At 55.8% G+C, this 26,467-nt stretch carries 24 protein-coding genes; 22 read left to right on the top strand and 2 right to left on the bottom strand.

Annotated features, from left to right (window positions below; genetic code table 11):
• The first annotated feature begins 205 nt into the window (after positions 1–205).
• Entirely contained in the window at positions 206–760 is a 555-nt protein-coding gene (seqA, locus tag ID864_RS13490) for a replication initiation negative regulator SeqA (protein ID WP_048916744.1), read from the top strand.
• Between the two features lie 24 nt (positions 761–784).
• Entirely contained in the window at positions 785–2,425 is a 1,641-nt protein-coding gene (pgm, locus tag ID864_RS13485; RefSeq protein WP_048916743.1) for a phosphoglucomutase (alpha-D-glucose-1,6-bisphosphate-dependent), read from the top strand.
• Positions 2,426–2,485: 60 nt separating this feature from the next.
• Here the strand turns inward: pgm and kdpE are convergent, their stop codons facing one another.
• On the bottom strand, positions 2,486–3,169 hold the full coding sequence (kdpE, locus tag ID864_RS13480) for a two-component system response regulator KdpE (RefSeq protein ID WP_191149946.1): 684 nt from the start codon (positions 3,167–3,169) through the stop codon (positions 2,486–2,488).
• 280 nt (positions 3,170–3,449) lie between these two features.
• Here kdpE and ID864_RS13475 point away from each other — a divergent pair, with 280 nt between their 5' ends.
• The 11 genes from ID864_RS13475 to nei all read left to right on the top strand — a co-directional run bounded on the left by ID864_RS13475 (position 3,450) and on the right by nei (position 12,647).
• On the top strand, positions 3,450–3,656 hold the full coding sequence (locus ID864_RS13475) for a YbfA family protein (RefSeq protein WP_048916741.1): 207 nt from the start codon (positions 3,450–3,452) through the stop codon (positions 3,654–3,656).
• A 155-nt stretch (positions 3,657–3,811) separates the two neighbouring features.
• Positions 3,812–4,768, top strand: a complete 957-nt coding sequence (locus ID864_RS13470; protein WP_048916740.1) for a YbgA family protein — start codon at positions 3,812–3,814, stop codon at positions 4,766–4,768.
• Between the two features lie 14 nt (positions 4,769–4,782).
• Positions 4,783–6,210, top strand: a complete 1,428-nt coding sequence (phrB, locus tag ID864_RS13465; protein ID WP_048916739.1) for a deoxyribodipyrimidine photo-lyase — start codon at positions 4,783–4,785, stop codon at positions 6,208–6,210.
• 2 nt (positions 6,211–6,212) lie between these two features.
• On the top strand, positions 6,213–6,956 hold the full coding sequence (locus tag ID864_RS13460; protein WP_048916738.1) for a type 2 GTP cyclohydrolase I: 744 nt from the start codon (positions 6,213–6,215) through the stop codon (positions 6,954–6,956).
• Positions 6,957–7,097: 141 nt separating this feature from the next.
• A complete protein-coding gene (gene pxpB, locus ID864_RS13455) occupies positions 7,098–7,754 on the top strand; it encodes a 5-oxoprolinase subunit PxpB (RefSeq protein WP_048916737.1) in 657 nt (218 codons plus the stop codon).
• A complete protein-coding gene (pxpC, locus tag ID864_RS13450; RefSeq protein ID WP_048916736.1) occupies positions 7,748–8,686 on the top strand; it encodes a 5-oxoprolinase subunit PxpC in 939 nt (312 codons plus the stop codon). The genes pxpB and pxpC overlap by 7 nt, the downstream gene beginning before the upstream one ends.
• Positions 8,670–9,407, top strand: coding sequence for a 5-oxoprolinase subunit PxpA (gene pxpA, locus ID864_RS13445; RefSeq protein WP_048916735.1), 738 nt, complete (start codon positions 8,670–8,672; stop codon positions 9,405–9,407). Before pxpC ends, pxpA begins: the two co-directional genes overlap by 17 nt.
• A 64-nt stretch (positions 9,408–9,471) precedes the next feature.
• A complete protein-coding gene (locus ID864_RS13440; RefSeq protein ID WP_099753585.1) occupies positions 9,472–10,200 on the top strand; it encodes a DUF969 domain-containing protein in 729 nt (242 codons plus the stop codon).
• A complete protein-coding gene (locus ID864_RS13435; protein ID WP_048916733.1) occupies positions 10,200–11,189 on the top strand; it encodes a DUF979 domain-containing protein in 990 nt (329 codons plus the stop codon). Before ID864_RS13440 ends, ID864_RS13435 begins: the two co-directional genes overlap by 1 nt.
• Before the next feature lie 7 nt (positions 11,190–11,196).
• Positions 11,197–11,838: a pyroglutamyl-peptidase I gene (gene pcp / locus ID864_RS13430; RefSeq protein ID WP_048916732.1), complete on the top strand. Its 642-nt coding sequence runs from the start codon at positions 11,197–11,199 to the stop codon at positions 11,836–11,838.
• A 17-nt stretch (positions 11,839–11,855) separates the two neighbouring features.
• Entirely contained in the window at positions 11,856–12,647 is a 792-nt protein-coding gene (gene nei / locus ID864_RS13425; protein ID WP_099753587.1) for an endonuclease VIII, read from the top strand.
• A gap of 91 nt (positions 12,648–12,738) precedes the next feature.
• Here the strand turns inward: nei and ID864_RS13420 are convergent, their stop codons facing one another.
• Positions 12,739–14,022: a citrate synthase gene (locus tag ID864_RS13420; protein WP_048916730.1), complete on the bottom strand. Its 1,284-nt coding sequence runs from the start codon at positions 14,020–14,022 to the stop codon at positions 12,739–12,741.
• 635 nt (positions 14,023–14,657) lie between these two features.
• Here ID864_RS13420 and sdhC point away from each other — a divergent pair.
• From sdhC to cydA, 9 genes are all read left to right on the top strand, one after another.
• Positions 14,658–15,047: a succinate dehydrogenase cytochrome b556 subunit gene (gene sdhC / locus ID864_RS13415; RefSeq protein WP_048916728.1), complete on the top strand. Its 390-nt coding sequence runs from the start codon at positions 14,658–14,660 to the stop codon at positions 15,045–15,047.
• Entirely contained in the window at positions 15,041–15,388 is a 348-nt protein-coding gene (gene sdhD / locus ID864_RS13410) for a succinate dehydrogenase membrane anchor subunit (protein ID WP_048916727.1), read from the top strand. The genes sdhC and sdhD overlap by 7 nt, the downstream gene beginning before the upstream one ends.
• Positions 15,388–17,154 carry a succinate dehydrogenase flavoprotein subunit gene (gene sdhA / locus ID864_RS13405; RefSeq protein WP_048916726.1) on the top strand — a complete coding sequence of 589 codons (1,767 nt, stop codon included), beginning with the start codon at positions 15,388–15,390 and terminating at the stop codon, positions 17,152–17,154. Before sdhD ends, sdhA begins: the two co-directional genes overlap by 1 nt.
• A gap of 15 nt (positions 17,155–17,169) precedes the next feature.
• Positions 17,170–17,886 carry a succinate dehydrogenase iron-sulfur subunit gene (locus ID864_RS13400; RefSeq protein WP_048916725.1) on the top strand — a complete coding sequence of 239 codons (717 nt, stop codon included), beginning with the start codon at positions 17,170–17,172 and terminating at the stop codon, positions 17,884–17,886.
• A 229-nt stretch (positions 17,887–18,115) separates the two neighbouring features.
• Entirely contained in the window at positions 18,116–20,923 is a 2,808-nt protein-coding gene (gene sucA / locus ID864_RS13395; protein ID WP_133624163.1) for a 2-oxoglutarate dehydrogenase E1 component, read from the top strand.
• Between the two features lie 13 nt (positions 20,924–20,936).
• Positions 20,937–22,160 (top strand): 2-oxoglutarate dehydrogenase complex dihydrolipoyllysine-residue succinyltransferase, encoded by a 1,224-nt coding sequence (gene odhB, locus ID864_RS13390; RefSeq protein WP_191149945.1) that lies wholly within the window; start codon positions 20,937–20,939, stop codon positions 22,158–22,160.
• An 88-nt stretch (positions 22,161–22,248) separates the two neighbouring features.
• Positions 22,249–23,415, top strand: a complete 1,167-nt coding sequence (sucC, locus tag ID864_RS13385; protein ID WP_048916722.1) for an ADP-forming succinate--CoA ligase subunit beta — start codon at positions 22,249–22,251, stop codon at positions 23,413–23,415.
• Positions 23,415–24,287 carry a succinate--CoA ligase subunit alpha gene (sucD, locus tag ID864_RS13380; protein ID WP_048916721.1) on the top strand — a complete coding sequence of 291 codons (873 nt, stop codon included), beginning with the start codon at positions 23,415–23,417 and terminating at the stop codon, positions 24,285–24,287. The genes sucC and sucD overlap by 1 nt, the downstream gene beginning before the upstream one ends.
• A gap of 608 nt (positions 24,288–24,895) precedes the next feature.
• Complete coding sequence (gene cydA / locus ID864_RS13375) at positions 24,896–26,464, top strand: cytochrome ubiquinol oxidase subunit I (RefSeq protein WP_099753589.1); 1,569 nt, start codon at positions 24,896–24,898, stop codon at positions 26,462–26,464.
• Positions 26,465–26,467 lie beyond the last annotated feature (3 nt).

Raw genomic sequence — 26,467 nt, 5'->3', positions numbered from 1 at the left:
TGCCGCAGGCGCCATATGCGGTTACGATCTTTTTGCGGCATATTCCGACTTTTGCCCTGAAATGGGTCTGGCGCTACAACCCGGCAGGATTTAACTTTATAATCCTGATGTTAGAACTGGATCGGTTGAGCACGGGCGATCCCGACGATCGTTTTCGTCTCTGTGACCCGCGTTCTGACACAAGCACTAACCGTACTGGATAAAGATGAAAACGATAGAAGTCGACGAAGAGCTATACCGTTATATTGCCAGCCACACTCAGCATATTGGTGAAAGCGCATCGGATATTTTGCGCCGCATGTTGAAGTTCACTGCGGGTCAGACGGCTCCGGCTACAGCGGCAACATCCGCTGCAGCGGCGGGGAAAGAGCCAGCAGCGAACACGGCGGTGAAAACTGAAGCCCGTCCGCAGGATCGTGTGCGTGCGGTACGTGAACTGCTGCTTTCTGATGAGTATGCCGATCAGAAAAGAGCAGTGAACCGCTTTATGCTGGTTTTATCGACTTTATACAGTCTGGATGCCAAAGCGTTTGGCGCAGCGACAGAGTCTCTGCACGGTCGCACGCGCGTTTACTTCGCGGGCAATCAGCAAACGCTGGTAGAAAATGGCACCCATACCAAGCCGCAGCACGTTCCGGGCACGCCGTACTGGGTGATCACCAACACAAATACTGGCCGTAAACGCAGCATGGTTGAACACATAATGCAGTCGATGCAGTTCCCGACGGAACTGACTGAGAAAGTTTGCGGTACCCTCTAACTGAAGCGTCAGGGAGAAGCGCCAATGGCCAATCACCCCCGTGCCGGGCAACCCGCCCAGCAGAGCGATTTGATTAACGTTGCACAATTAACATCTCAGTATTATGTCCTGCAGCCTGAACTGGGCAATGCAGAGCATGCGGTGAAATTTGGCACCTCCGGCCATCGCGGTAGCGCGGGTCGTCACAGCTTCAACGAGAATCACATTCTGGCTATCGCGCAGGCGATTGCCGAAGAGCGTAAAAAGAACGGTATTACCGGCCCGTGCTACGTGGGTAAAGATACCCACGCGCTGTCTGAGCCCGCCATTATTTCCGTGCTGGAAGTGCTGGCTGCCAACGGGGTGGATGTGATTGTCCAGCAGGATAATGGCTATACGCCAACGCCGGCGATCTCCAATGCTATCCTTGAGCACAACAAATCTGGCGGCGCACAGGCGGACGGCATCGTCATCACGCCTTCGCACAATCCACCAGAAGATGGCGGCATCAAATACAACCCGCCGAACGGTGGTCCGGCGGATACTAACGTCACCAAAGTGGTGGAAGATCGTGCCAATGCGCTGATCAAAGATGGCCTGAAAGGCGTGCAGCGCATGACGCTGGATCAGGCCTGGGCCAGCGGCCACCTGACGGAAAAAGATCTGATCCAGCCTTATATTGAAGGTCTGGCACAGATCGTTGATATTCCGGCGATCCAGAAAGCGGGTCTGAAAATTGGTGTGGATCCCCTTGGCGGTTCCGGTATCGCCTACTGGCAGCGTATTGCGGAGTTCTACAACCTCGATCTGACTATCGTAAACGATGCTGTCGACCAGACTTTCCGCTTTATGCATCTGGACCATGACGGCGTGATCCGTATGGACTGCTCGTCTGAATCTGCCATGGCGGGCCTGCTGGCGCTGCGTGACAAATTTGACCTGGCCTTTGCCAATGACCCGGACTACGACCGCCACGGTATCGTGACTCCGGCCGGTCTGATGAACCCGAACCACTATCTGGCGGTGGCGATTCAGTATCTGTTCCAGCATCGTCCGCAGTGGGGCAAAGACGTCGCCGTGGGTAAAACCCTGGTGTCGAGCGCGATGATTGACCGCGTGGTGGACGATCTGGGCCGCAAGCTGGTGGAAGTTCCGGTTGGCTTCAAGTGGTTTGTTGATGGCCTGTTCGACGGCAGCTTCGGTTTCGGTGGCGAAGAGAGTGCGGGAGCTTCCTTCCTGCGCTTCGACGGTACGCCGTGGTCGACTGACAAAGACGGCATCATCATGTGCCTGCTGGCGGCTGAAATCACGGCTGTGACCGGTAAGAACCCGCAGCAGCATTACGATGAGCTGGCGGCCCGTTTTGGCGCACCGAGCTATAACCGTATTCAGGCTCCGGCAACCTCCGCGCAGAAAGCCGCGCTGTCAAAACTGTCGCCTGAAATGGTCAGTGCCGACACGCTGGCGGGCGATCCGATCACTGCGCGTCTGACGGCGGCTCCGGGTAACGGTGCTTCCATCGGTGGCCTGAAGGTAATGACTAAAAACGGCTGGTTTGCCGCGCGCCCTTCGGGTACTGAAGACGCTTACAAGATCTACTGTGAAAGTTTCCTCGGCGCCGAGCATCGTGCGCTGATTGAAAAAGAAGCCGTGGAAATTGTCAGTGCGGTACTGAAAAACGCCTGATTGCTGACACGCTGAATAAGGGCTGCTCGCGCTGTGAGTGGCCCTTTTTTTATTGCAGAATTACGGAATAAAGCGGTAGCCGACGCCGGTTTCCGTGATCAGATGCTGCGGCTGTGCCGGGTCGTGCTCCAGCTTCTGGCGCAGGTGGCCCATATAGATGCGCAGATAGTGGCTGTGCTCAACCGCATTGGGTCCCCAGACCTGAGTCAGCAGCTGGCGCTGAGTCATCACCTTGCCGGGATGATTAAGCAGGCTGACCAGCAGGCGAAATTCTATCGGCGTCAGATGCAGCTCTTCACCGTGACGGGTAACGCGACGGGTGGCGATATCCACGCTGACGCTGCCAAAAGTGACCTGTGAGCTGAGGCTGTCACTGCTCTGGGCCGGACGGTGGCGGAGCGCCACGCGCACCCGCGCCATCAGTTCGCCCACGCCGAAAGGCTTGGTGAGGAAATCATCGGCCCCGGCATCCAGCGCCGCGATTTTATCCTGCTCATCGCTGCGGGCGGAGAGCACGATAACCGGCATGCTGCTCCACTGGCGGATCTCACGGATAAACTGGCTGCCATCACCGTCCGGCAGCCCGAGATCGAGGATCGTCAACTCCGGCTTGCGCGTTGCTGCTTCAATCAGACCGCGGCTCAGCGTGTCTGCATCAACGACACGAAAACCTTCCCCCTCCAGCGCCAGGCGCAGAAAACGGCGGATCTCTTTTTCATCTTCCACAATCAGAATGGTGACCACATTGCCTCTGCTGCATAACCGCGTAATAGAAGCTAATTTAGCAAAAAGTAGACAGAGCGTCTGTGATAGTTCGCAATCACCTGAGGGGTAACAGAGTCGCTTTAATCATGCTATTCACGCTACGAATTTAACAATTATGTAACTAAGTTTCAGTCAGACTGAATTAAATGGCTTTTTTTTCGCCAAAAGTGGTCTGATCAGTAGTAAAATTACACCAGAAGCGCTACTATTTTAGTCAGATTACACACAGCATCTTTTCAACAATTATTCAGGAGGACGTATGAGTCTTTATCACAACTATTCACCCACACGGATTTTCATGCGTCGTGCCGCCGTTGTGGTTTGCGGTGTGCTGGCCCTGCCGGTGATGTTATTCCGTGGCGATCGCGCACGTTTCTATAGCTATCTGCATCGCGTATGGGTTAAAACCAGCGACCAGCCGGTCTGGCTGGCGCAGTCAGAAGCCGCAGGGTGTGAATTCCTGTAACTTTTGGGGTTGACCGACCGGTAGCGGGCCGACCTATTTCCAGTCGACCCTCCTATACGAATAGTTTCCCGCCCATTGGCGGGATTTTTTTTGCCTGTCGTCGGGCTTTTTCCGCTACACTAAAAGTTGTACATGGCTTTAGAGGTTGTATAACTATGGGCGAAAAAATTCCGGTGGGTATCAGTGCCTGTTTACTGGGCGAAAAAGTGCGCTTCGATGGCGGTCATAAACGCAATGCTTTTGCTGCCGAGCAGCTGGCACCGTTTATACGTTATGAGCCCGCCTGTCCTGAAATGGCGATTGGCCTGCCAACACCACGCCCGGCACTGCGCCTGACAGAGGAGGAGGGCGGAGAAGTCTCCCTGCGCTTCAGTAACGGCCAGGCGGATCCGGTCACCGAAGCGATGAAGGCATTCTCTGCCGAAAAAGTGCAACGTCTGCGCCACCTTTGCGGCTATATCGTTTGCGCTAAATCTCCCAGTTGCGGGATGGAGCGGGTACGCGTCTATCAGCCTGATAACAATAACAACCGTAAAGAAGGCACGGGACTATTCACCCGCGAGCTGATGGCACAGATGCCGTGGCTGCCGGTGGAAGAAGATGGTCGCCTGCACGATCCCAATCTGCGTGAGAATTTTGTGGCGCGGGTGTATGCCCTGCACGAGTTTAACCAGCTGTGGAGCAGTGGGCTGACGCGCGCCAAACTGATGGCCTTTCATACCCGTTACAAGCTGCTGCTGCTGTCTCATTCACAGCCGGCCTACCGCCAGATTGGTCCGTTCGTCGCCAAAATGGACCAGTGGGAATCGCTGGAAGAATTTGCGCTGGAGTATCGTCAGCGCCTGATGGACCTGATGAAGCATGAGGCTACGCGCAGCAATCACACCAACGTATTGATGCACGTTCAGGGCTACTTCCGCCGGGAGCTGACTTCAGCCCAGCGCCGGGAGCTGGCTAACCTGATCGACCACTATCGCCAGGGCCTGCAGCCGCTGCTGGCCCCGATAACCCTGCTTAAACACTATATGGCGGAATACCCGCACCCGTGGCTGGCCGAACAGCGCTACTTTGCGCCTTATCCGGAAGCACTGCGCCTGCGGTATGGACAATAATTTCAGGGAGCATTATGACAACTCATCTGGTCTGGTTGCGCAATGACCTGCGCATCAACGACAACCATGCGCTGTACGCCGCCTGTCGTTCTGACAATGCACGGGTTATTGCCCTGTTCATCGCCACGCCCGGGCAGTGGCGGTCACACCATATGGCACCGAAGCAGGCGGAGTTTATCTGGCAAAGCCTGCAGGAACTCCAGCAGTCGCTGGCGGCAAAAGGTATCCCACTGCATCTTGAGCAGTGCGCCGACTTCGACGCCTCCGTTCCGCTGCTGCGGCAGTTTTGTCAGGAACACCAGGTTGACCGCCTGTTCTACAACTATCAGTACGAGGTGAATGAGCGCCAGCGTGATGCTGCGGTAGAACGCACGCTATTGGAAGACGAGGTGACGGTACAGGGCTTCGACGACAGTCTGCTGCTGCCGCCAGGCAGCGTGCTGACCGGCAGCCGCGAGATGTACAAAGTTTTCACGCCTTTCAGTAAAGCCTTTGTGAAGCGGCTACAGGAAGGATTGCCCGAATGTCTGCCAGCGCCGGCCTGTCGTGCGGAAGGTGCGGTGAACCCCCACCGGCTGAAAGCGTTTGACTATCCGCGCGAGGATATCAACAGCGCGCTGTTTCCCCCCGGAGAGAAGGCCGCCATCGCCCGGCTGCGCGAATTCTGCCAGGCCCCGGTGACCCACTATCAGGCGCAGCGTGATATCCCGGCGCTTGACGGCACCAGCCGCCTGTCGGCTTATCTCGCGACCGGGGTGCTGTCACCCCGCCAGTGCCTGCATCGCCTGCTAAAGCAGCACCCGCGCGGGCTGGAAGACGGCAAAGTGTTTGTCTGGCTTAACGAGCTTATCTGGCGCGAGTTTTACCGCCATCTGCTGGTGGCTTACCCGTCGCTGTGCCGTCATCAGCCGTTTACCCGCTGGACGCGCGGCGTCAAATGGCGCGACGATGCCGAGGGGCTGAAGGCGTGGCAGCAGGGAAAAACCGGCTACCCCATTGTTGATGCTGCGATGCGCCAGCTTAATACGCTGGGCTGGATGCATAACCGCCTGCGCATGATTACCGCCAGTTTCCTGGTGAAGGATCTGCTGATCGACTGGCGAGTGGGTGAGCAATATTTTATGTCGCAGCTGATTGATGGTGATCTGGCCGCTAACAATGGCGGCTGGCAGTGGGCAGCGTCTACCGGTACCGATGCCGCACCCTATTTTCGCATTTTTAACCCCACCACTCAGGGTGAGCGCTTCGATGAAAGCGGTGAGTTTATTCGCCACTGGCTGCCGGAACTGCGCGATGTGCCGGAGAAATATATCCACCAGCCGCAGGAGTGGGCAAAGAAAAATCAGCAAACCCTCGATTATCCGCAGCCGATCGTGGAACATAAACAGGCACGCCTGCAAACCCTGGCCGCTTTTGAAGCGGCACGCAAACAGACGGACTGATTATGCTGAATACTGAACTGGAACGGCTGGTTAACCAGCTGCTCAACACTGAGAATTTCAAAGATTACGCCCCCAACGGATTACAGGTTGAAGGGCGGGGCGAAATTAAAAAAGTGGTGACCGGCGTAACTGCCTGCCAGGCACTGCTCGACGAGGCGGTGCGCTTAGATGCCGATGCCGTGCTGGTGCATCACGGTTATTTCTGGAAGAGCGAAGCCCCGGCGATCAAGGGCATGAAGCGCCAGCGTCTGAAAACGCTGCTGGCCAACGATATCAACCTGTTTGGCTGGCATTTGCCGCTGGATGGTCACCCCGAGCTGGGGAATAACGCGCTGCTGGCGAAGATGTTCGATATCGACGTCAAAGGTGAGATCGCGCTGCTGCTGCCGTGGGGAGAGCTGAAAACGCCGTTAAGCGGCGAGCAGCTGGCGCAGCGCATTGCTCAGGTATTAGGCCGTGAGCCGCTGCACTGTGGGGATAATGCACCGGCATTGATTAAGCGCGTCGCCTGGTGCAGCGGCGGCGGTCAGGGCTACATTGATGACGCCGCGGCGTTTGGCGTCGATGCCTTTATCAGCGGAGAAGTCTCTGAGCAGACCATCCACAGCGCGCGCGAGCAAGGGCTGCATTTCTTCGCCGCCGGGCATCATGCCACCGAGCGCTGCGGTATTCAGGCGCTGGGCGACTGGCTGGCGCAGCATCATGGTCTGGATGTCACCTTCGTCGATATTTTCAACCCTGCCTGATCCTCTTTTTCACTGCCAATGACCTTCAGCGCGCAGCATTAAGGCCGCGCTGAAGGTTGACAGCCACGCGACAATTCCGCATAACTACCTGTCATAATTGATATTAAGTATCACTTTTTCCTATTTGTCAGGAGGCAGCTTTTGCAACGAGCACGTTGTTACCTGCTGGGCGAACGCGCAGTGGTGCTGGAGTTAGAACCTCCGGTCTCCCTTGCCAGCCAGCAGCGTATCTGGGGGCTGACACAACGCCTGCAGGACCGTCCGGAAGTAGCGGAAATCGTCCCCGGGATGAACAATATCACCGTGATGTTAAGCAACCCGCAGCAGAGCGCGCTGGACGCGATCGAATGGCTGCAGCAGTGGTGGGAAACCAGCGATGCGCTGGAGCTGGAGTCGCGCCTGATAGAGATCCCGGTGGTCTACGGCGGCAAGCTGGGGCCGGACCTCGACGAAGTGGCTCATCACAGCGGGCTGAGCGCCAGCCAGGTGGTGGCCTGCCACGCATCAGTGGATTACGTGGTCTATTTCATCGGCTTCCAGCCTGGCTTCCCGTATCTGGGCGGACTGGATGAGCGCCTGCATACCCCGCGCCGCGCCGAACCGCGCGTGCAGGTACCAAAGGGTTCTGTCGGCATTGGCGGCAGCCAGACCGGTATCTATCCGGTCGTCGCCCCCGGTGGCTGGCAGCTGATTGGGCAGACGCAGACGGCACTGTTTGCCCCGGACCAGCATCCTCCGGTGCTGCTGCGCCCTGGCGACCGCGTGCGCTTTGTGCCGCAGAAGGAGGGCGTATGCTGAAAATTATTCGTGCCGGAATGAGCAGCAGTATCCAGGACGCGGGCCGTATCGGCTGGCGGCAATATGGTATTAGTCTGAGTGGCGTACTTGACCACCCGGCGATGCAGACTGCCAATATGCTGGTGGGAAATGCGCCCGACAGCGCGGTGCTGGAAATTACCCTCGGCCAGTTTTGTGCCGAGTTCCAGCGCGACGGCTGGATTGGCCTCGCGGGTGCAGGCTGCCAGGCCCAGCTTGATGGCGAACCCGTCTGGACGGGCTGGCGCACCGCGGTGAAAAAGGGCCAGCGCCTGACGTTGAGTATGCCGCAGCGCGGAATGCGCAGCTATCTGGCGGTCAATGGCGGTTATGCGGTTGAGCAGCGGCTCGACTCAGCCAGCACCGATCTGAAAGCCGGATTCGGCGGCTTTAACGGGCGTCAGCTACAGGATGGTGACAGCCTGCCGCTGGGCGAGCCAACCTGCGACTTCAGCCAGCCCGCAGGCGTACGACAGCTGCTGTGGGGGAATCGGGTGCGGGCGATGCCCGGCCCGGAATATCATGAGTTCAGCGCAGACAGTCAGGAAGCCTTCTGGCGCAGCGCGTGGCGGCTTAATCCACAGAGTAACCGCATGGGCTACCGTTTTCAGGGGCGCAAACTGACGCGCAACGTCGGCCGCGACCTGCTCTCCCACGGGCTGATCCCGGGGGTGATTCAGGTGCCGCCGAACGGTCAGCCGATCGTGCTGCTGGCCGATGCGCAGACCACCGGCGGCTATCCGCGCATTGCCTGCGTGATTGAAGCCGATCTCTACCACCTGGCGCAGCTGCGGCTCGGCGAGCCGATTCACTTCGTCTACTGCACGCTACAGGAAGCGCTGCAGGCGAAGCGTGAACAGCAGCGCTCACTGGAACAAATGGCCTGGGGGCTTGCCAATGAAAGTCGATCTTAATGCCGATCTCGGCGAAGGGTGTGAAAACGACCGCGCCTTATTACAGCTGGTCTCCTCGGCAAATATCGCCTGTGGCTTCCACGCGGGCGATGCGGAAACCATGCTGCAATCCGTGCGCTGGGCGCTGGAGTTTGGCGTGGCTATCGGCGCGCATCCCAGCTTCCCGGACCGGGAAAACTTTGGCCGTACCGCCATGCAGCTGCCGCCGGAAACCGTCTATGCCCAGGTGCTGTATCAGGTCGGGGCGCTGAAGGCGCTGACCGAGAGTGAAGGTGGCAAGCTGGTCCACGTCAAGCCACACGGCATGCTGTATAACCAGGCCGCACGCGACCCCCAGCTGGCCGATGCGATTGCGCGGGCGGTGAAGGCGGTTGATCCGGCGCTGGTGCTGGTCGGGCTGGCGGGCAGCGAGTCGATTCGCGCCGCCGAATGTCACGGCTTAACCACCCGCCAGGAGGTGTTTGCCGATCGCGGCTATATGGCGGATGGTTCGCTGGTGCCGCGTAGTCAGCCCGGTGCGCTGGTGGAAAGTGACGAGCAGGCGATAAGCCAGACGCTGACCATGGTTCAGAAAGGTCAGGTGAAAAGCCTGAGCGGCGAGTGGGTGAAGGTGCAGGCCGACAGCGTTTGCCTGCATGGCGATGGCGCGCACGCGCTGGCGTTTGCCCGCGAGCTGCGTCAGGCATTTAGCCAGCAGAATATCGACGTGACCAGCCGCTAAACGTCGGCGAATTTTCATTCTGCCCCGTCCACCGCGTCGGGGCATTTTTTTCTGAGGAATCAACATGGACGCTGCTATTAATCTCTGGCCGCTATTGGGCATTGCTGCCATCGTCGTCGGCTTTATTTTACGTTTCAACCCGGTCATTGTCGTGGTCGCCGCTGGCGTGATCACCGGACTGACCGCACAGATGCCGGTTAGCGACATCCTGGAAAAGCTGGGCTCCGGCTTCCTGAATACCCGTAACCTGCCGTTTATCCTGCTGCTGCCGCTGGCGGTTGTTGGCTTGCTGGAGCGCCACGGGCTGAAGGAGAGGGCGCAGGCATGGATTGCGCGGATACGCAGCGCCACTGCCGGACGTCTGTTAATTGTCTATCTGCTGGCGCGTGAGCTGACGGCCGCCATGGGGCTGACCAGCCTCGGCGGGCACCCGCAGATGGTGCGTCCGCTGCTGGCACCGATGGCCGAAGGCGCCAGCGAGAACCGCTATGGTGAGCTGCCGCCTCAGGTGCGCTACCGCCTGCGGGCGATGGCGGCGGCAACGGATAACGTTGGCCTGTTCTTCGGTGAGGATATCTTCGTGGCATTCGGCGCGATTATCTTTATGCACAACTTTATGCAGGAATCGGCGGGAATTCAGACCGAACCGCTGCATATTGCCCTGTGGGGTATTCCGACCGCGGTCTGTGCTTTCCTGATCCATGCGGTGCGCCTGCATCGTCTGGATAAAAAACTGGCGGCTGAACTGGGTAAATTAAATGCCAGTGCCTTACAGCAGAAGGGGGCTAAATAATGTTCCAGCAGGCTTATCTCTTCTGGCTGGCAGGCACTATTTTGCTGATCGTGGCGCTGATGTCATGGCGTGATAAAAGTAATCCACGCCGCTTAACTACCGGGCTGTTTTGGGCGCTGTACGGCCTGGTTTTCTTTATCGGCGACTGGGCAACGGCCTGGATCGGCGCACGCACCCTGCATATTGGTGTGGGCGTGGGTGTGGTGGTGATGGCACTGATAGCCGGCTGCGGCGGCGTCAGGCTGGGCAGCTACTCTACCCGCACGCCGCAGCAGCGCGAAGAGAGCGCGAGTCGCCTCGGCAATCGCCTGTTTTTACCGGCGCTGGTTATTCCCGTGGTCACGGTGATTGGCGTGCTGGCGTTCAATAACATTCCTGGCCTGCAGCTGGCAGTCTTCGGCGCGGGGAATCACTCGACGCTGGTGACACTGCTATCGATGTCGGTTGGCTGCCTGCTGGCGTGGCTGATAGCGCTGAAGATGACGCATGAAGCACCGGCACAGTCTTTACAGGAAGCGCGCCGCCTGCTGGACTCGATCGGCTGGGCGTTTATCCTGCCGCAGATTCTGGCGACCCTCGGATTACTGTTTACCAGCGCGGGGGTGGGGTCGGCGATTTCTCATCTGACCGAAAGCTATCTGGCGGTTGATAACCGCTTCATCGCCGTGGTGCTGTATACCGTGGGTATGGCGCTGCTGACGATGGTGATGGGCAATGCCTTTGCCGCGTTCCCGATAGTGACTGCCGGGATCGGCATTCCGATTCTGGTGCTGCAGCATCATGGCAATCCGGCGGTTATGGCGGCGATTGGCATGTTCTGCGGTTACTGCGGCACGTTAATGACGCCGATGGCAGCGAATTTCAACATTGTTCCGGCGCGCCTGCTGGAGCTGCCGGACCGAAATGCGGTGATCAAAGCTCAGATCCCAACCGGTGTGCTACTGTTAGTGGCCAATACCTTCCTGCTCTATTTCCTGATGTTTTTGTGAGGGAACGATGAAAACTGTATTGATTACCGGCTTTGAACCCTTTGATGGCGAGCTGTTAAATCCGGCCTGGGAGGCAGTCAGCCAACTGAGCGACCGGATGATTGGCTCGACCAAAGTGGTCGCCAGGCAGCTACCCTGCGTGTTCGGTACGGCGATAGATGAGATCACCCGCATTATTGATGAGCTGAAACCCGAACTGGTGATTGCGGTGGGGCAGGCGGGCGGCAGAGCTGATATCAGCGTGGAGCGCGTCGCAATCAACGTGAATGATGCCCGCATTCCCGACAACGCCGGGGCGCAGCCGGTTGATGAACCTATCGAGCCGCAGGGACCGGCTGCCTATTTTGCCACGCTGCCGGTAAAAGCGATGGTGGCGGGTATTCGCGAGGCGGGGATCCCCGCTTCGGTCTCGCAGACCGCGGGCACCTATGTCTGTAACAACGTGATGTATGGCCTGCTGCACCACCTGCGGCGCCGTAAAACTCGCGGCGGCTTTATCCATATTCCCTATCTGCCGGAACAGGCGATAAAGCACCCTGGCGTACCCAGCATGTCGCTGACCACGGTAACGCTGGCGCTGGAGATGGCCATCGGTATTGCGCTGACGGTGAAAGAGGATATCCCTCTCGAGGGCGGCGCCACACATTAATTCGCAGGGAGGAGAGCATGCCAGAGGGTCCTGAAATCCGCCGCGCGGCGGATCGGCTGGAACAGGCGATTAAAGGCAAGGTGTTAACCGACGTCTGGTTCGCCTTTCCGGCATTGCAAACTTATCAGCAGGCGCTGGTGGGTGAACGGGTCATCGCAATCGAAACCCGTGGCAAAGCGCTGCTAACTCATTTCTCAAACGGGCTTACGCTGTACAGCCATAATCAGCTGTACGGCGTCTGGCGCGTGGTGGATAGCGGTACTGAACCTGCCAGCAAGCGCGTATTGCGGGTGAGACTGGCGGCAGCGGATAAAACCCTGCTGCTCTATAGCGCTTCGGAAATTGAGCTGCTGGATGCAGACGGGTTGGCCAGCCATCCGTTTTTGCAGCGCGTCGGGCCGGACGTGTTAGATATGACCCTGACAGAAGCACAGGTGCGCGAGCGTTTATTATCAAAGCGTTTTCGCCGACGTCAGTTCAGCGGGCTGTTGCTGGACCAGTCATTTTTGGCCGGGCTGGGAAACTACCTGCGGGTGGAAATTCTTTGGCAGGCCGCGCTGGCGCCGCAGCATAAAGCGGAAACGCTTAATGATGCTCAGTTAAATGCGCTGGTTACGGCACTGCTGGCGCTCCCGCGACTCTCTTACCAGACGCGCGGACAGGCGGATGAGAATCATCATCACGGCGCTCTGTTTCGCTTTAAGGTGTTTCATCGGCAAGGGAGGGCGTGCGAGCGCTGTGGTGCCAACATTGAACGCACCACGCTGTCGTCGCGGCCGTTTTACTGGTGTCCGGGCTGTCAGAAATGAAAAAATAAGGGCCGATCAAAAACGATCGGCCCCTACGTCAATCTACCCTGTTACTGTGGGGGCGGACTCTCTTTTTCGGTCCGCCCGCAAATTACTTCTTAATATTCGACGTAAAATCGCGCTGATCGTAGCCAGTATACAACTGGCGCGGACGGGCAATTTTCACGCCGTCGTCATGCATCTCTTTCCAGTGTGCAATCCAGCCCACGGTACGCGCCATCGCGAAGATCACGGTAAACATGGAAGACGGAATGCCCATCGCTTTCAGAATGATGCCTGAATAGAAATCGACGTTTGGATAGAGTTTACGTTCGATGAAGTACGGGTCGTTCAGCGCAATGTGTTCCAGCTCCATCGCCACTTCCAGCAGGTCATCTTTCATCCCCAGCTCATTCAGCACTTCATGGCAGGTTTCACGCATGACGGTGGCGCGCGGGTCATAGTTCTTATACACGCGGTGACCGAAGCCCATCAGACGGAACGAATCGTTCTTATCTTTGGCGCGGCGCAGGAACTCAGGAATATGCTCAACGGTGCTGATCTCTTCCAGCATGCGCAGACAGGCTTCGTTGGCGCCGCCGTGTGCGGGGCCCCACAGGGAGGCGATCCCTGCCGCGATACAGGCAAACGGGTTAGCCCCGGAAGAGCCGGCAGTACGCACAGTAGAGGTGGAAGCATTCTGCTCATGGTCAGCGTGCAGGATCAGAATACGATCCATCGCACGCTCCAGCACCGGGTTCACCACGTACTCTTCGCACGGCGTGGAGAACATCATGTTCAGGAAGTTACCGGCATAGGAGAGGTCGTTGCGCGGATAAACAAACGGCTGACCAATGGAATATTTGTAGCACATCGCGGCCATGGTCGGCATTTTCGACAGCAGGCGGAAAGCGGCGATTTCACGATGGCGCTCAATGTTGACGTCCATCGCATCATGGTAGAATGCTGCCAGTGCACCGGTTACACCGCACATCACGGCCATTGGGTGTGAATCACGACGGAAACCACGGAACAGATGGTGAATCTGCTCGTGCAGCATTGTATGGCGCGTCACCGTGGTCTTAAATTCTTCGAACTGCTCTGCGCTTGGGGCTTCGCCATTCAACAGGATGTAGCACACTTCCAGGTAGTTGGAGTGCAAAGCCAGCTGATCAATCGGAAAGCCACGGTGCAGCAGAATGCCTTCATCGCCGTCGATATAGGTGATTTTAGATTCGCAGGACGCAGTAGAGGTAAAGCCGGGGTCAAAAGTGAAGTAACCTTTTGAGCCGAGAGTGCGGACATCAATTTCTTCCTGACCCAATGTGCCTTTTAGCACATTAAGCTCAATAGGAGCTTCGCCATCGAGGGTTAGCGTTGCTTTCTTATCAGCCATTTTACAGTCTCCTTAGCGCCTTATATAGGGATCGTAATCAACAGAATGCGGCATTTCCCCAGCCTCTTGCCTGGCGCATGAGGTAATCAACTCTGTGGCATCTTTTTACGTGCAGGGTACAGAGTGACGGCGCGTGCTGGCCGGAGTGGCGCAATTCTGATGTGTAACATGGTCGTTCATCGGTGCGGTATGGCTATAACAAAAAGTGATAACCAATCCTGATAGTCTATTGATGATCCTGACCAATGTTACATAACTTGTGCTTAGGGGAAAGTGTATCCCCATAACTTTTGTGCATCATAGAACTTTTATCCGTCCGTTTGTAACAAGAATGTTGAACTTTTGTCAAATCAGATAATTAAAATTGTATCAATTGTGAAAATCGTGAGGCCGATCACTGTTCCGCCGAAATGTTCCCAAAGTGTTTGTAGGGGAATTGTAATGAGAATGTGATCCACCTATACTGCCGCCAGGTCTCCGGAAATACCCTGCAGTAGGAGCCACCCAGCGTTTCATACGCGTCGTTTTTGACACTGGACGTTCGTTGTTGTTTTGGTGCCTGGCGCGAATGCTTGCCTTATTAACGCTGTCTGACCCGCCTTCAGGACCGGAGGAAGCAAAATAAGAAAGGCTGTGTGGGCAAAACCGTGAAAAAACAAAGACCTGTCAACTTGGATCTCACTACGATCCGGTTTCCCTTAACTGCAATTGCGTCCATTCTCCACCGCGTCTCCGGCGTGATCACCTTCGTGGCGATCGGGATTCTGCTCTGGCTACTGGGTCTGTCGCTCTCTTCACCCGAAGGCTTCCTGCAGGCATCTGCCGTGATGGACAGCTTTATCGCTAAATTCATTATGTGGGGCATCTTAACCGCACTGGCGTATCATATCGCCGGCGGCATTCGCCATATGATGATGGACTTTGGCTTCCTGGGTGAAACCTTGCAAACTGGCAAGCTCTCCGCGCAAATTGCATTCGGTATCACTGTCGTGCTCTCAATCCTGGCTGGAGTCCTCGTATGGTAAGCAACGCTTCTGCACTGGGTCGCAACGGCATTCATGACTGGTTGCTGCTGCGTGCTGCCGCCATGGTTATGACCCTGTATGTGCTGTATATCCTCGGTTTTATTGTGATGTCTGGGACCCTGACCTATGACATCTGGCGCGGATTTTTTGCATCCTCCTTTACTAAAGTGTTCACCCTTCTGACGCTGTTCTCCATTTTGGTGCACGGCTGGATCGGCATGTGGCAGGTACTGACCGACTACATTAAACCACTGGCGATGCGCATGATGCTGCAGCTGGTGATTGTGGTTGCGCTGTTGGTATATGCGATTTATGGAACTGTAGTAGTGTGGGGTGCGTAATGAAGTTGCCAGTAAGAGAATTTGATGCCGTGGTAATCGGCGCAGGCGGCGCAGGTATGCGCGCCGCGTTACAAATTTCCCAATCGGGCCAGAGCTGTGCCCTGTTGTCTAAAGTTTTCCCAACCCGTTCCCATACCGTGTCTGCGCAGGGTGGTATCACCGTTGCCTTGGGTAATACCCATGATGACAACTGGGAATGGCACATGTACGACACGGTGAAAGGTTCCGACTATATCGGCGACCAGGATGCGATTGAGTATATGTGTAAAACCGGCCCGGAAGCGGTGACCGAATTGGAACATATGGGGCTGCCATTTTCTCGTCTGGAAGATGGCCGCATCTATCAGCGTCCGTTCGGCGGTCAGTCGAAAAACTTCGGCGGTGAACAGGCGGCACGTACTGCCGCTGCCGCTGACCGTACCGGGCATGCTCTGCTGCATACGCTGTATCAGCAGAATCTGAAGAACAAAACCACTATCTTCTCCGAATGGTATGCGCTGGATCTGGTGAAAAATGCCGATGGCGCTATTGTCGGCTGCACTGCGCTGAATATTGAAGATGGTGAAGTCGTCTACTTTAAAGCGCGAGCCACTGTTCTCGCAACCGGCGGAGCCGGGCGTATTTATCAGTCGACCACTAACGCCCATATCTGTACCGGCGATGGTGTCGGCATGGCGCTGCGAGCCGGTGTGCCGGTGCAGGACATGGAAATGTGGCAGTTCCATCCAACCGGCATTGCCGGGGCGGGTGTACTGGTAACGGAAGGCTGTCGTGGTGAAGGCGGATATCTGCTGAATAAACACGGCGAGCGCTTTATGGAGCGTTACGCACCGAATGCCAAAGACCTCGCCGGTCGCGATGTGGTCGCGCGCTCAATGATGATCGAGATCCGCGAAGGGCGCGGCTGCGAGGGGCCTTGGGGGCCACACATCAAACTGAAGCTGGATCACCTGGGCAAAGATGTCCTGGAGTCCCGCCTGCCGGGTATTCTGGAGCTGTCCCGCACCTTTGCTCACGTTGATCCGGTAAAAGAGCCGATTCCGGTCATTCCTACCTGCCACTATATGATGGGCGGTATTCCAACACGCGTGACTGGCCAGGCGTTAACCGTTAACGACAAAGGCGAAGATGTGCTGATCCCGGGCCTGTTCGCCGTGGGAGAAATTGCCTGCGTGTCCGTGCACGGTTCAAATCGACTGGGCGGAAACTCGCTGCTGGATCTGGTGGTATTTGGTCGTGCGGCCGGTGTGCATTTGCAAGAGTCGATTGCCGAACAGGGCGAACTGCGCGATGCCACCGAAGAAGAGGTCGACGCTTCTCTGGCACGTCTCAACCGCTGGAACAACAACGTGACCGGTGAAGATCCGGCTGAACTGCGTAAAGCGTTGCAAACCTGTATGCAGCATAACTTCTCGGTATTCCGCGAAGGCGATGCCATGGCAAAAGGGCTGGCAGAGCTGAAAGTGCTGCGTGAGCGCCTGAAGAATGCCCGCCTGGATGACCGTTCTCCAGATTTCAATACTCAGCGTGTTGAGTGTCTGGAGTTGGATAACCTGATGGAAACAGCTTACGCAACCGCAGTTGCAGCTAACTTCCGTACCGAAAGCCGTGGGGCACACAGCCGCTTCGACTATCCTGAACGTGACGATGCAAACTGGTTATGCCACAGCCTGTATCTGCCGCAAAGTGAAAGCATGACGCGCCGTGAGGTGAACATGCAGCCGAAACTGCGTGCGGCCTTCCCGCCGAAAGCGCGTACATACTAGTTTGCGGAGATAATCATGAGACTCGAATTTTCCATCTATCGCTATAACCCGGAAGTCGACGATGCTCCGCGTATGCAGGAATATACGCTGGAGTCAGAAGACGGCCGTGACATGATGCTGCTGGACGCGCTGATGCGTCTGAAAGAGAAAGACCCGACGTTAGCGTTCCGCCGCTCCTGCCGTGAAGGAGTGTGTGGTTCCGACGGTATCAACATGAACGGTAAAAATGGTCTTGCCTGTATTACCCCCGTCTCTGCATTGGGCAATGGTAAACAGAAGATTGTCATCCGCCCGCTGCCCGGTTTACCGGTAATCCGCGATTTGGTGGTAGACATGGGGCAATTCTATACTCAATATGAGAAAATTAAGCCTTACCTGTTGAATAATGGGCAGAATCCACCAGCAAGGGAGCACCTGCAGGAGCCAGAACAGCGTGAAAAGCTCGATGGCCTGTACGAATGTATTCTTTGCGCCTGCTGCTCCACCTCATGCCCGTCATTCTGGTGGAATCCGGACAAATTTATCGGTCCGGCAGGCCTGCTGGCCGCTTACCGTTTCCTGATTGACAGCCGCGACACCGAAACCGATGCGCGCCTCGACAATCTGAATGATGCTTTCAGCGTTTTCCGCTGTCACAGCATTATGAACTGTGTAAGCGTATGTCCGAAAGGGCTGAACCCAACGCGTGCGATCGGCCATATTAAGTCGATGCTGCTGCAGCGGGGCGCATAGCGTTAAATACCGGGAGCCTCAGGTTCCCGGTGTTTTACCAGGCGATCTTTGTAAGGTGTTTTCGGTGCTGTAACCCTGCCGGAAACCCTTTGCAAAGGTTCCCTTACGGGCCTTTCGCTCGTATCGAAGAACCGTACCACGGTAAGCCGTTAACGCGGCGGGGACTTGCAAAGGTTCCACTAATACAACCACGGCGAAAAAAAAGCACACATATGCTTAAGGGATCACAATGCAGAACAGCGCGATGAAACCCTGGCTGGACTCCACCTGGCTGGCCGGCGCGAACCAGTCCTACATAGAGCAGCTCTATGAGGACTTTTTAACCGATCCTGACTCTGTCGATGATGCCTGGAAGACCCTTTTCCAGCAGCTTCCTGGCACTGGGGTTAGACCTGAGCAATTTCACTCCACCACGCGCGAATATTTCCGCCGTCTGGCGAAAGATGCCTCGCGCTATACGGCCTCCGTTAGCGACCCTGAAACCAATGCCAAACAGGTCAAGGTACTGCAGCTGATAAACGCGTTCCGATTCCGCGGTCATCAGCAGGCAAACCTCGATCCGCTTGGCCTGTGGAAACAGGAAGATGTTCCGGATCTCGATCCAGCCTATCACGGCCTGAGCGATGCAGATTTCCAGGAGAGTTTTAACGTCGGGTCCTTCGCCATTGGCAAAGAGACGCTAAAACTGGCGGACCTGTATGCTGCACTGAAACAGACCTATTGCGGTTCGATCGGTGCGGAGTACATGCACATCACCAACACGGAAGAAAAGCGCTGGATCCAACAGCGTCTGGAATCCGTAGTGGGGCAGGCCTCTTACTCTGTTGAAGAGAAAAAAGGCTTCCTCAAACAGCTGACCGCAGCAGAAGGTCTGGAGCGTTACCTCGGGGCGAAATTCCCGGGTGCCAAACGCTTCTCACTGGAAGGTGGCGATGCGCTGGTGCCAATGCTCAATGAGATGATCCGCCACGCCGGTAAGAGCGGCACGCGCGAAGTGGTGCTGGGTATGGCGCACCGTGGTCGTCTGAACGTACTGATCAACGTGCTGGGCAAAAAGCCTCAGGACCTGTTCGACGAATTCTCCGGCAAGCATAAAGAGCACCTCGGCACCGGCGACGTGAAGTACCATATGGGCTTCTCTTCGGATGTGGAAACCGAAGGCGGCATGGTTCACCTGGCGCTGGCGTTTAACCCGTCGCATCTGGAGATCGTCAGCCCGGTAGTGATGGGATCGGTACGCGCCCGTCTTGACCGTCTGGATGAACCGAGCAGCAATAAAGTATTACCGATTACCATTCACGGCGATGCCGCGGTAATCGGGCAGGGCGTGGTGCAGGAAACCCTGAACATGTCCCAGGCGCGCGGCTATGAAGTGGGCGGTACCGTGCGTATCGTGATCAATAACCAAATTGGTTTCACCACCTCAAACCCGAAAGATGCCCGCTCTACGCAGTACTGTACTGATATTGGTAAAATGGTGCTGGCACCTATCTTCCACGTCAATGCCGACGACCCGGAAGCGGTGGCCTTTGTTACCCGCCTGGCGTTGGATTTCCGTAACACCTTTAAACGCGATGTGTTTATCGATCTGGTCTGCTATCGCCGTCACGGTCACAACGAAGCTGATGAGCCAAGCGCCACGCAGCCGGTGATGTACCAGAAAATCAAGAAGCACCCGACACCGCGTAAAATCTATGCTGACAAGCTGGAAGCTGAAAAAGTCGCCAGCCTGGAAGATGCCACGGAAATGGTCAACCTGTACCGTGATGCGCTGGATGCCGGTGAGTGCGTTGTGCCGGAATGGCGCCCGATGAGCCTGCACTCCTTTACATGGTCGCCTTATCTGAACCATGACTGGGATGAAGGTTATCCTGAAACCATCGAACTGAAGCGCCTGCAGGAACTGGCTAAGCGCATCAGTACGGTGCCGGAAGCGGTGGAAATGCAGTCGCGCGTTGCCAAGATTTACAATGACCGTGCAGAGATGGCGGCCGGCAACAAAATGTTCGACTGGGGCGCTGCAGAAAACCTCGCTTATGCCACGCTGGTTGATGAAGGCATTCCATGCCGTCTCTCCGGTGAGGATATGGGGCGCGGAACCTTCTTCCACCGTCATGCCGTCATCCACAATCAGGCTAACGGCTCGACTTACACGCCGTTGCAGCACGTTCATAACGGTCAGGGCATCTTCAAAGTCTGGGACTCCGTCCTGTCGGAAGAAGCCGTGCTGGCATTTGAATATGGTTATGCGACTGCGGAACCGCGCACCCTGACTATTTGGGAAGCGCAGTTCGGTGACTTCGCCAACGGTGCTCAGGTGGTTATCGACCAGTTCATCAGCTCTGGCGAACAGAAATGGGGCCGTATGTGTGGCCTGGTGATGCTGCTGCCGCATGGTTACGAAGGCCAGGGTCCGGAACACTCTTCCGCACGCCTTGAGCGTTATCTGCAGCTTTGCGCCGAGCAGAACATGCAGGTTTGCGTGCCTTCAACGCCAGCACAGGTATACCACATGCTGCGCCGTCAGGCTCTGCGCGGCATGCGCCGTCCGCTGGTGGTGATGTCACCGAAGTCACTGTTACGTCATCCACAGGCAGTATCTTCACTGGAAGAGCTGGCCAATGGTGCGTTCCAGACGGCAATTGGTGAGATCGACGACCTTGATCCTCAGGGCGTGAAACGCGTTGTGCTGTGCTCCGGTAAGGTCTACTACGACCTGCTTGACAAGCGCCGTAAAAATGAACAAACCAATGTCGCCATCGTGCGTATTGAGCAGCTCTATCCGTTCCCGCATAAAGCGGTGCAGGATGTGCTGCAACAGTATTCCCACGTGCATGACTTTGTCTGGTGTCAGGAAGAGCCACTGAACCAGGGTGCCTGGTATTGCAGCCAGCACCATTTCCGCGAAGTCGTGCCGTTTGGGGCTTCATTACGTTATGCCGGTCGTCCTGCATCTGCATCACCGGCAGTAGGCTATATGTCCGTTCACCAGACGCAGCAGCAAGATCTGGTTAATGACGCGCTGAACGTTGAATAATTAAGGATAAATAATGAGTAGCGTAGATATCGTTGTTCCTGACCTGCCTGAATCCGTCGCCGATGCCAGCGTGGCAACCTGGCATAAAAAGCCCGGCGACAGCGTTAAGCGTGATGAAGTGCTGGTAGAAATTGAAACCGATAAAGTGGTGCTGGAAGTTCCTGCACCTGCGGATGGTGTGCTGGAAGCGATTCTGGAAGAAGAAGGCGCGACCGTGCTTTCTCGCCAGGCGCTGGGTCGCCTGAAAGAAGGCAACAGCGGCGGTAAAGAGACCTCAGCTAAAGCAGAAAGCAATGATTCTACTCCGGCACAGCGCCAGACTGCTTCGCTGGAAGAAGAGAGCAATGACGCACTGAGCCCGGCGATCCGTCGCCTGATTGCTGAGCACAGCCTTGATGCCGCAGCCATTAAAGGCACGGGTGTCGGTGGCCGAATCACGCGTGAAGATGTGGAAAAACATCTGGCTAAGGCACCTGCGAAAGCGGAAGAACCTAAAGCGGCACCTGCTGCTGCTGCTTCAGCAACTTCACTCGGCAACCGTAGCGAAAAACGCGTTCCGATGACGCGCCTGCGCAAACGCGTCGCTGAACGTCTGCTGGAAGCGAAGAACAGCACTGCCATGCTGACCACCTTCAACGAAGTGAACATGCAGCCAATCATGTCACTGCGTAAGCAGTACGGTGAAGCGTTCGAGAAACGTCATGGTGTGCGTCTGGGCTTTATGTCCTTCTACATCAAAGCGGTGGTTGAAGCGCTGAAGCGTTACCCGGAAGTGAATGCCTCCATTGATGGCGAAGATGTGGTTTACCACAACTACTTCGACGTCAGCATCGCGGTTTCCACGCCGCGCGGCCTGGTGACGCCAGTGCTAAAAGATGTTGATGCGCTGAGCATGGCAGATATCGAGAAGAAAATTAAAGAGCTGGCGGTGAAAGGGCGCGACGGTAAGCTGACCGTTGATGAACTGACCGGCGGTAATTTCACCATCACCAACGGTGGTGTGTTCGGCTCGTTGATGTCTACCCCGATCATCAACCCACCGCAGAGCGCGATCCTTGGCATGCACGCCATTAAAGATCGTCCAATGGCGGTGAATGGTCAGGTGGTGATCCAGCCAATGATGTATCTGGCACTTTCTTACGATCACCGTCTGATCGATGGCCGCGAATCTGTCGGCTATCTGGTCGCAATCAAAGAACTGCTGGAAGATCCACAGCGTCTGCTGCTGGATGTCTAACCCCCTGGGCACGGCCTTGCGCCGTGCCCAACCCTATGTGTAGCCACAACGTGGCTAAGTCTTTTCAGACCTGAATGGATAGAACATCATGAACTTACACGAATATCAGGCAAAACAGTTGTTTGCACGGTATGGCTTACCGGCACCAACCGGTTATGCCTGCACCACGCCACGCGAAGCAGAAGAAGCCGCCTCTAAAATTGGTGCCGGCCCGTGGGTAGTGAAATGTCAGGTTCATGCCGGTGGCCGTGGTAAAGCGGGCGGTGTGAAAGTGGTAAACAGTAAAGAAGACATCCGCGCATTCGCTGAAAACTGGCTGGGCAAACGTCTGGTGACCTACCAGACAGACGCACATGGTCAGCCGGTTAACCAGATTCTGGTTGAATCTGCGACCGACATCGACCAGGAGCTGTACCTGGGCGCGGTAGTCGACCGTGGCACGCGTCGTGTGGTGTTTATGGCCTCTACTGAGGGCGGCGTAGAAATTGAGAAAGTAGCGGAAGAAACCCCGCACCTGATCCATAAAATGGCGCTGGACCCGCTGACTGGACCACAGCCCTATCAGGGCCGTGAGCTGGCGTTCAAACTGGGTCTGACCGGTAAGCAGGTTGGCCAGTTCACCAAGATCTTCATGGGTCTGGCAACGCTGTTCCTGGAGCGTGACCTGGCACTGGTTGAGATCAACCCGCTGGTCATCACCAAGCAGGGCGATCTGGTCTGCCTGGACGGTAAACTGACTGCCGACGGCAACGCACTTTTCCGCCAGCCTGAGCTACGCGAAATGCGTGACCCAAGCCAGGAAGACTCACGCGAAGCACACGCAGCGCAGTGGGAACTGAACTATGTGGCACTGGAAGGTAACATCGGCTGCATGGTAAACGGCGCCGGTCTGGCAATGGGCACCATGGACATCGTGAAGCTGAGCGGTGGCCAGCCAGCTAACTTCCTGGACGTTGGCGGCGGCGCAACCAAAGAGCGCGTCACCGAAGCGTTCAAAATCATCCTGTCTGACGACGCGGTGAAAGCCGTATTCGTTAACATCTTCGGCGGCATCGTACGCTGCGACCTGATTGCTGACGGTATTATTGGCGCGGTCGCTGAAGTGGGCGTGAACGTACCGGTAGTGGTCCGTCTGGAAGGTAACAATGCCGAGTTGGGTGCCAAAAAACTGGCAGACAGCGGCCTGAATATTATTGCAGCAACCAGCCTGAGTGACGCGGCGCAGCGCGTTGTTGCCGCAGCGGAGGGTAAATAATGTCTATTTTGATCGATAAAAACACCAAAGTTATCTGCCAGGGCTTCACCGGTGGGCAGGGTACTTTCCACTCCGAGCAGGCATTAGCTTATGGTACTCAGCTGGTTGGCGGTGTCACCCCAGGCAAAGGCGGTACTGAGCACCTCGGTCTGCCGGTATTCAACACCGTACGCGAAGCCGTAGAAGCCACGGGGGCAACTGCCTCTGTGATCTATGTTCCTGCTCCGTTCTGCAAAGACGGTATCCTGGAAGCTATCGATGCAGGCATCAAGCTGATCATCACCATCACTGAAGGTATTCCAACGCTGGATATGCTGACGGTAAAAGTGAAGCTGGATGAAGCTGGCGTGCGTATGATCGGTCCAAACTGCCCGGGTGTTATCACCCCAGGCGAGTGCAAAATCGGCATCATGCCAGGTCACATCCACCAGCCGGGCCGTATCGGTATCGTTTCCCGCTCTGGTACGCTGACATATGAAGCCGTTAAGCAGACTACAGACATTGGCTACGGCCAGTCTACCTGCGTGGGTATCGGTGGTGACCCGATTCCGGGCTCTAACTTTATCGATATCCTGAAGCTGTTCCAGGACGACCCACAGACTGAAGCGATTGTGATGATCGGTGAGATCGGTGGTAGCGCAGAAGAAGAAGCGGCTGCGTTTATCAAAGAGTACGTCACCAAGCCGGTTGTCGGTTACATTGCAGGCGTGACCGCGCCTAAAGGTAAGCGTATGGGCCATGCGGGTGCAATTATTGCAGGCGGTAAAGGGACAGCTGACGAGAAGTTTGCTGCACTGGAAGCGGCAGGCGTGAAAACCGTGCGCAGCCTGGCTGACATCGGCGACGCGGTGAAAGCGGTTCTGCCTCAGTAAGCACGCTGTGCAATACAGCAAAAAAAGCCACCTGCGGGTGGCTTTTTTATCTTCTTATGCCACACTTTTATCAGCTTGAGATTTAACTTTATTTTTTATCCATCCATCAGGTAAAAATCATTTAACCTAAAATAACCACGATCTTGTGTTTATATTTAACGCCCATCTGGAAAGTGCATACAATAACTTAACATCTCCTTTTTACTACCATATTAATGCCAGTCATTATCTTAATCTGGATCAAGAAAAGCAGTTTTATTTATCGTCTTTATTGCTGGAAAGTGTCTTAGCTTTTAGTTTAAATTGCGCTGTATCAATTTGGCGGGTTTACCTATATCACTCAGCAAATTGATGTGAAAAGGGAAAAATAATACTGTCGTCACAAAACCGCTTTAAAGTTGTGTGTATAAAGGCGTACAATAGTAAAACCTCTAAAATTAGCGTGTTTAAGCCGTTGGTAACCTTGAGTCGTCAGGCTAAGGCGTCGCGCCCTGCGTCGAAAACTACCATGGGATAAAATTTCATTTGTTGGAGATTTCGTCGAGAATAACTGAGTGTTTTACTCGGATATTATTCAGCGCGATCTGCTAGCGGAGCAAGGAGTCGAAATGTTGGATATTGTCGAACTGTCGCGATTACAGTTTGCCTTGACTGCCATGTATCATTTCCTGTTTGTGCCATTAACGCTGGGTATGGCGTTTTTACTGGCAATCATGGAAACCGTATATGTTCTGTCCGGCAAACAGATCTATAAAGATATGACCAAATTCTGGGGCAAGTTATTTGGTATTAACTTTGCTCTGGGCGTCGCCACCGGACTTACCATGGAGTTTCAGTTCGGCACCAACTGGTCTTACTACTCTCACTATGTCGGGGATATCTTCGGTGCTCCGCTCGCCATTGAAGGTTTAATGGCGTTCTTCCTTGAATCCACCTTTGTCGGGCTATTCTTCTTCGGCTGGGATCGTCTGGGTAAAGTACAGCATATGGCTGTGACCTGGCTGGTGGCATTAGGCTCAAACCTTTCTGCGCTGTGGATTCTGGTGGCAAATGGCTGGATGCAAAACCCGGTTGCCTCCGATTTCAATTTCGAAACCATGCGCATGGAGATGATCAGCTTCTCTGAACTGGTCCTCAACCCCGTTGCTCAGGTTAAATTCGTTCACACCGTGGCGGCAGGCTATACCTGCGGTGCGATGTTTATCCTTGGGGTCAGCTCCTACTATCTTCTGCGCGGGCGCGATATGGCCTTTGCTAAACGCTCCTTTGCCATTGCCGCCAGCTTTGGCATGGCCGCTATCCTCTCCGTCATCGTGCTGGGTGATGAATCAGGCTACGAAGTCGGTGACGTGCAGAAAACCAAACTGGCGGCTATTGAAGCCGAATGGGAAACCCAGCCAGCCCCGGCGGCGTTTACCCTGTTTGGTATTCCCGATCAGGAAGCACAGCGCAATAACTATGCTATTCAGATCCCCTGGGCGCTGGGCTTAATTGCCACTCGCTCCGTGGATAAGCAGGTGACCGGCCTGAAAGAGCTGATGAGCGAGCACGAAGTGCGTATTCGTAACGGCATGAAGGCTTATCAGCTGCTGCAGCAGCTTCGCACCGGCAATCAGGATCCTGCCGTACGTGCTGAATTCAACGCGGCCAAGAAGGACCTCGGTTACGGGCTGTTGCTGAAACGCTATACGCCGAACGTGGCGGATGCCAGCGAAGCACAAATCCAGCAGGCCACTAAAGATTCGATTCCTGCCGTGGCGCCGCTCTATTTCTCATTCCGCATTATGGTGCTGTGTGGCGTACTGATGCTGTTGATTATCGGCCTGTCGTTCTGGTCGGTGATCCGCAATCGCATCGGCAAGTGCCCGCTGCTACTTAAATGCGCGCTATACGGTATTCCGTTACCGTGGATCGCCATTGAGTCAGGCTGGTTTGTTGCTGAATACGGCCGCCAGCCGTGGGCCATCGGTGAAGTGCTGCCAACCGCCGTGGCGAACTCGTCACTGACCATTGGCGATCTGCTGTTCTCCATCGGACTGATTTGCGGTCTGTACACGCTATTCCTGGTCGCTGAAATGTATCTGATGTTCAAGTTTGCGCGCCTTGGCCCAAGCAGCTTGAAAACCGGGCGCTATCACTTTGAACAGTCCGCCACTGCGCCGCAGCCGGTTCGATAAGAC

The organism is Erwinia aphidicola (genome assembly GCF_014773485.1).
Classification (GTDB): domain Bacteria; phylum Pseudomonadota; class Gammaproteobacteria; order Enterobacterales; family Enterobacteriaceae; genus Erwinia; species Erwinia aphidicola.
This window is presented reverse-complemented; position numbering and strand designations above follow the sequence as displayed.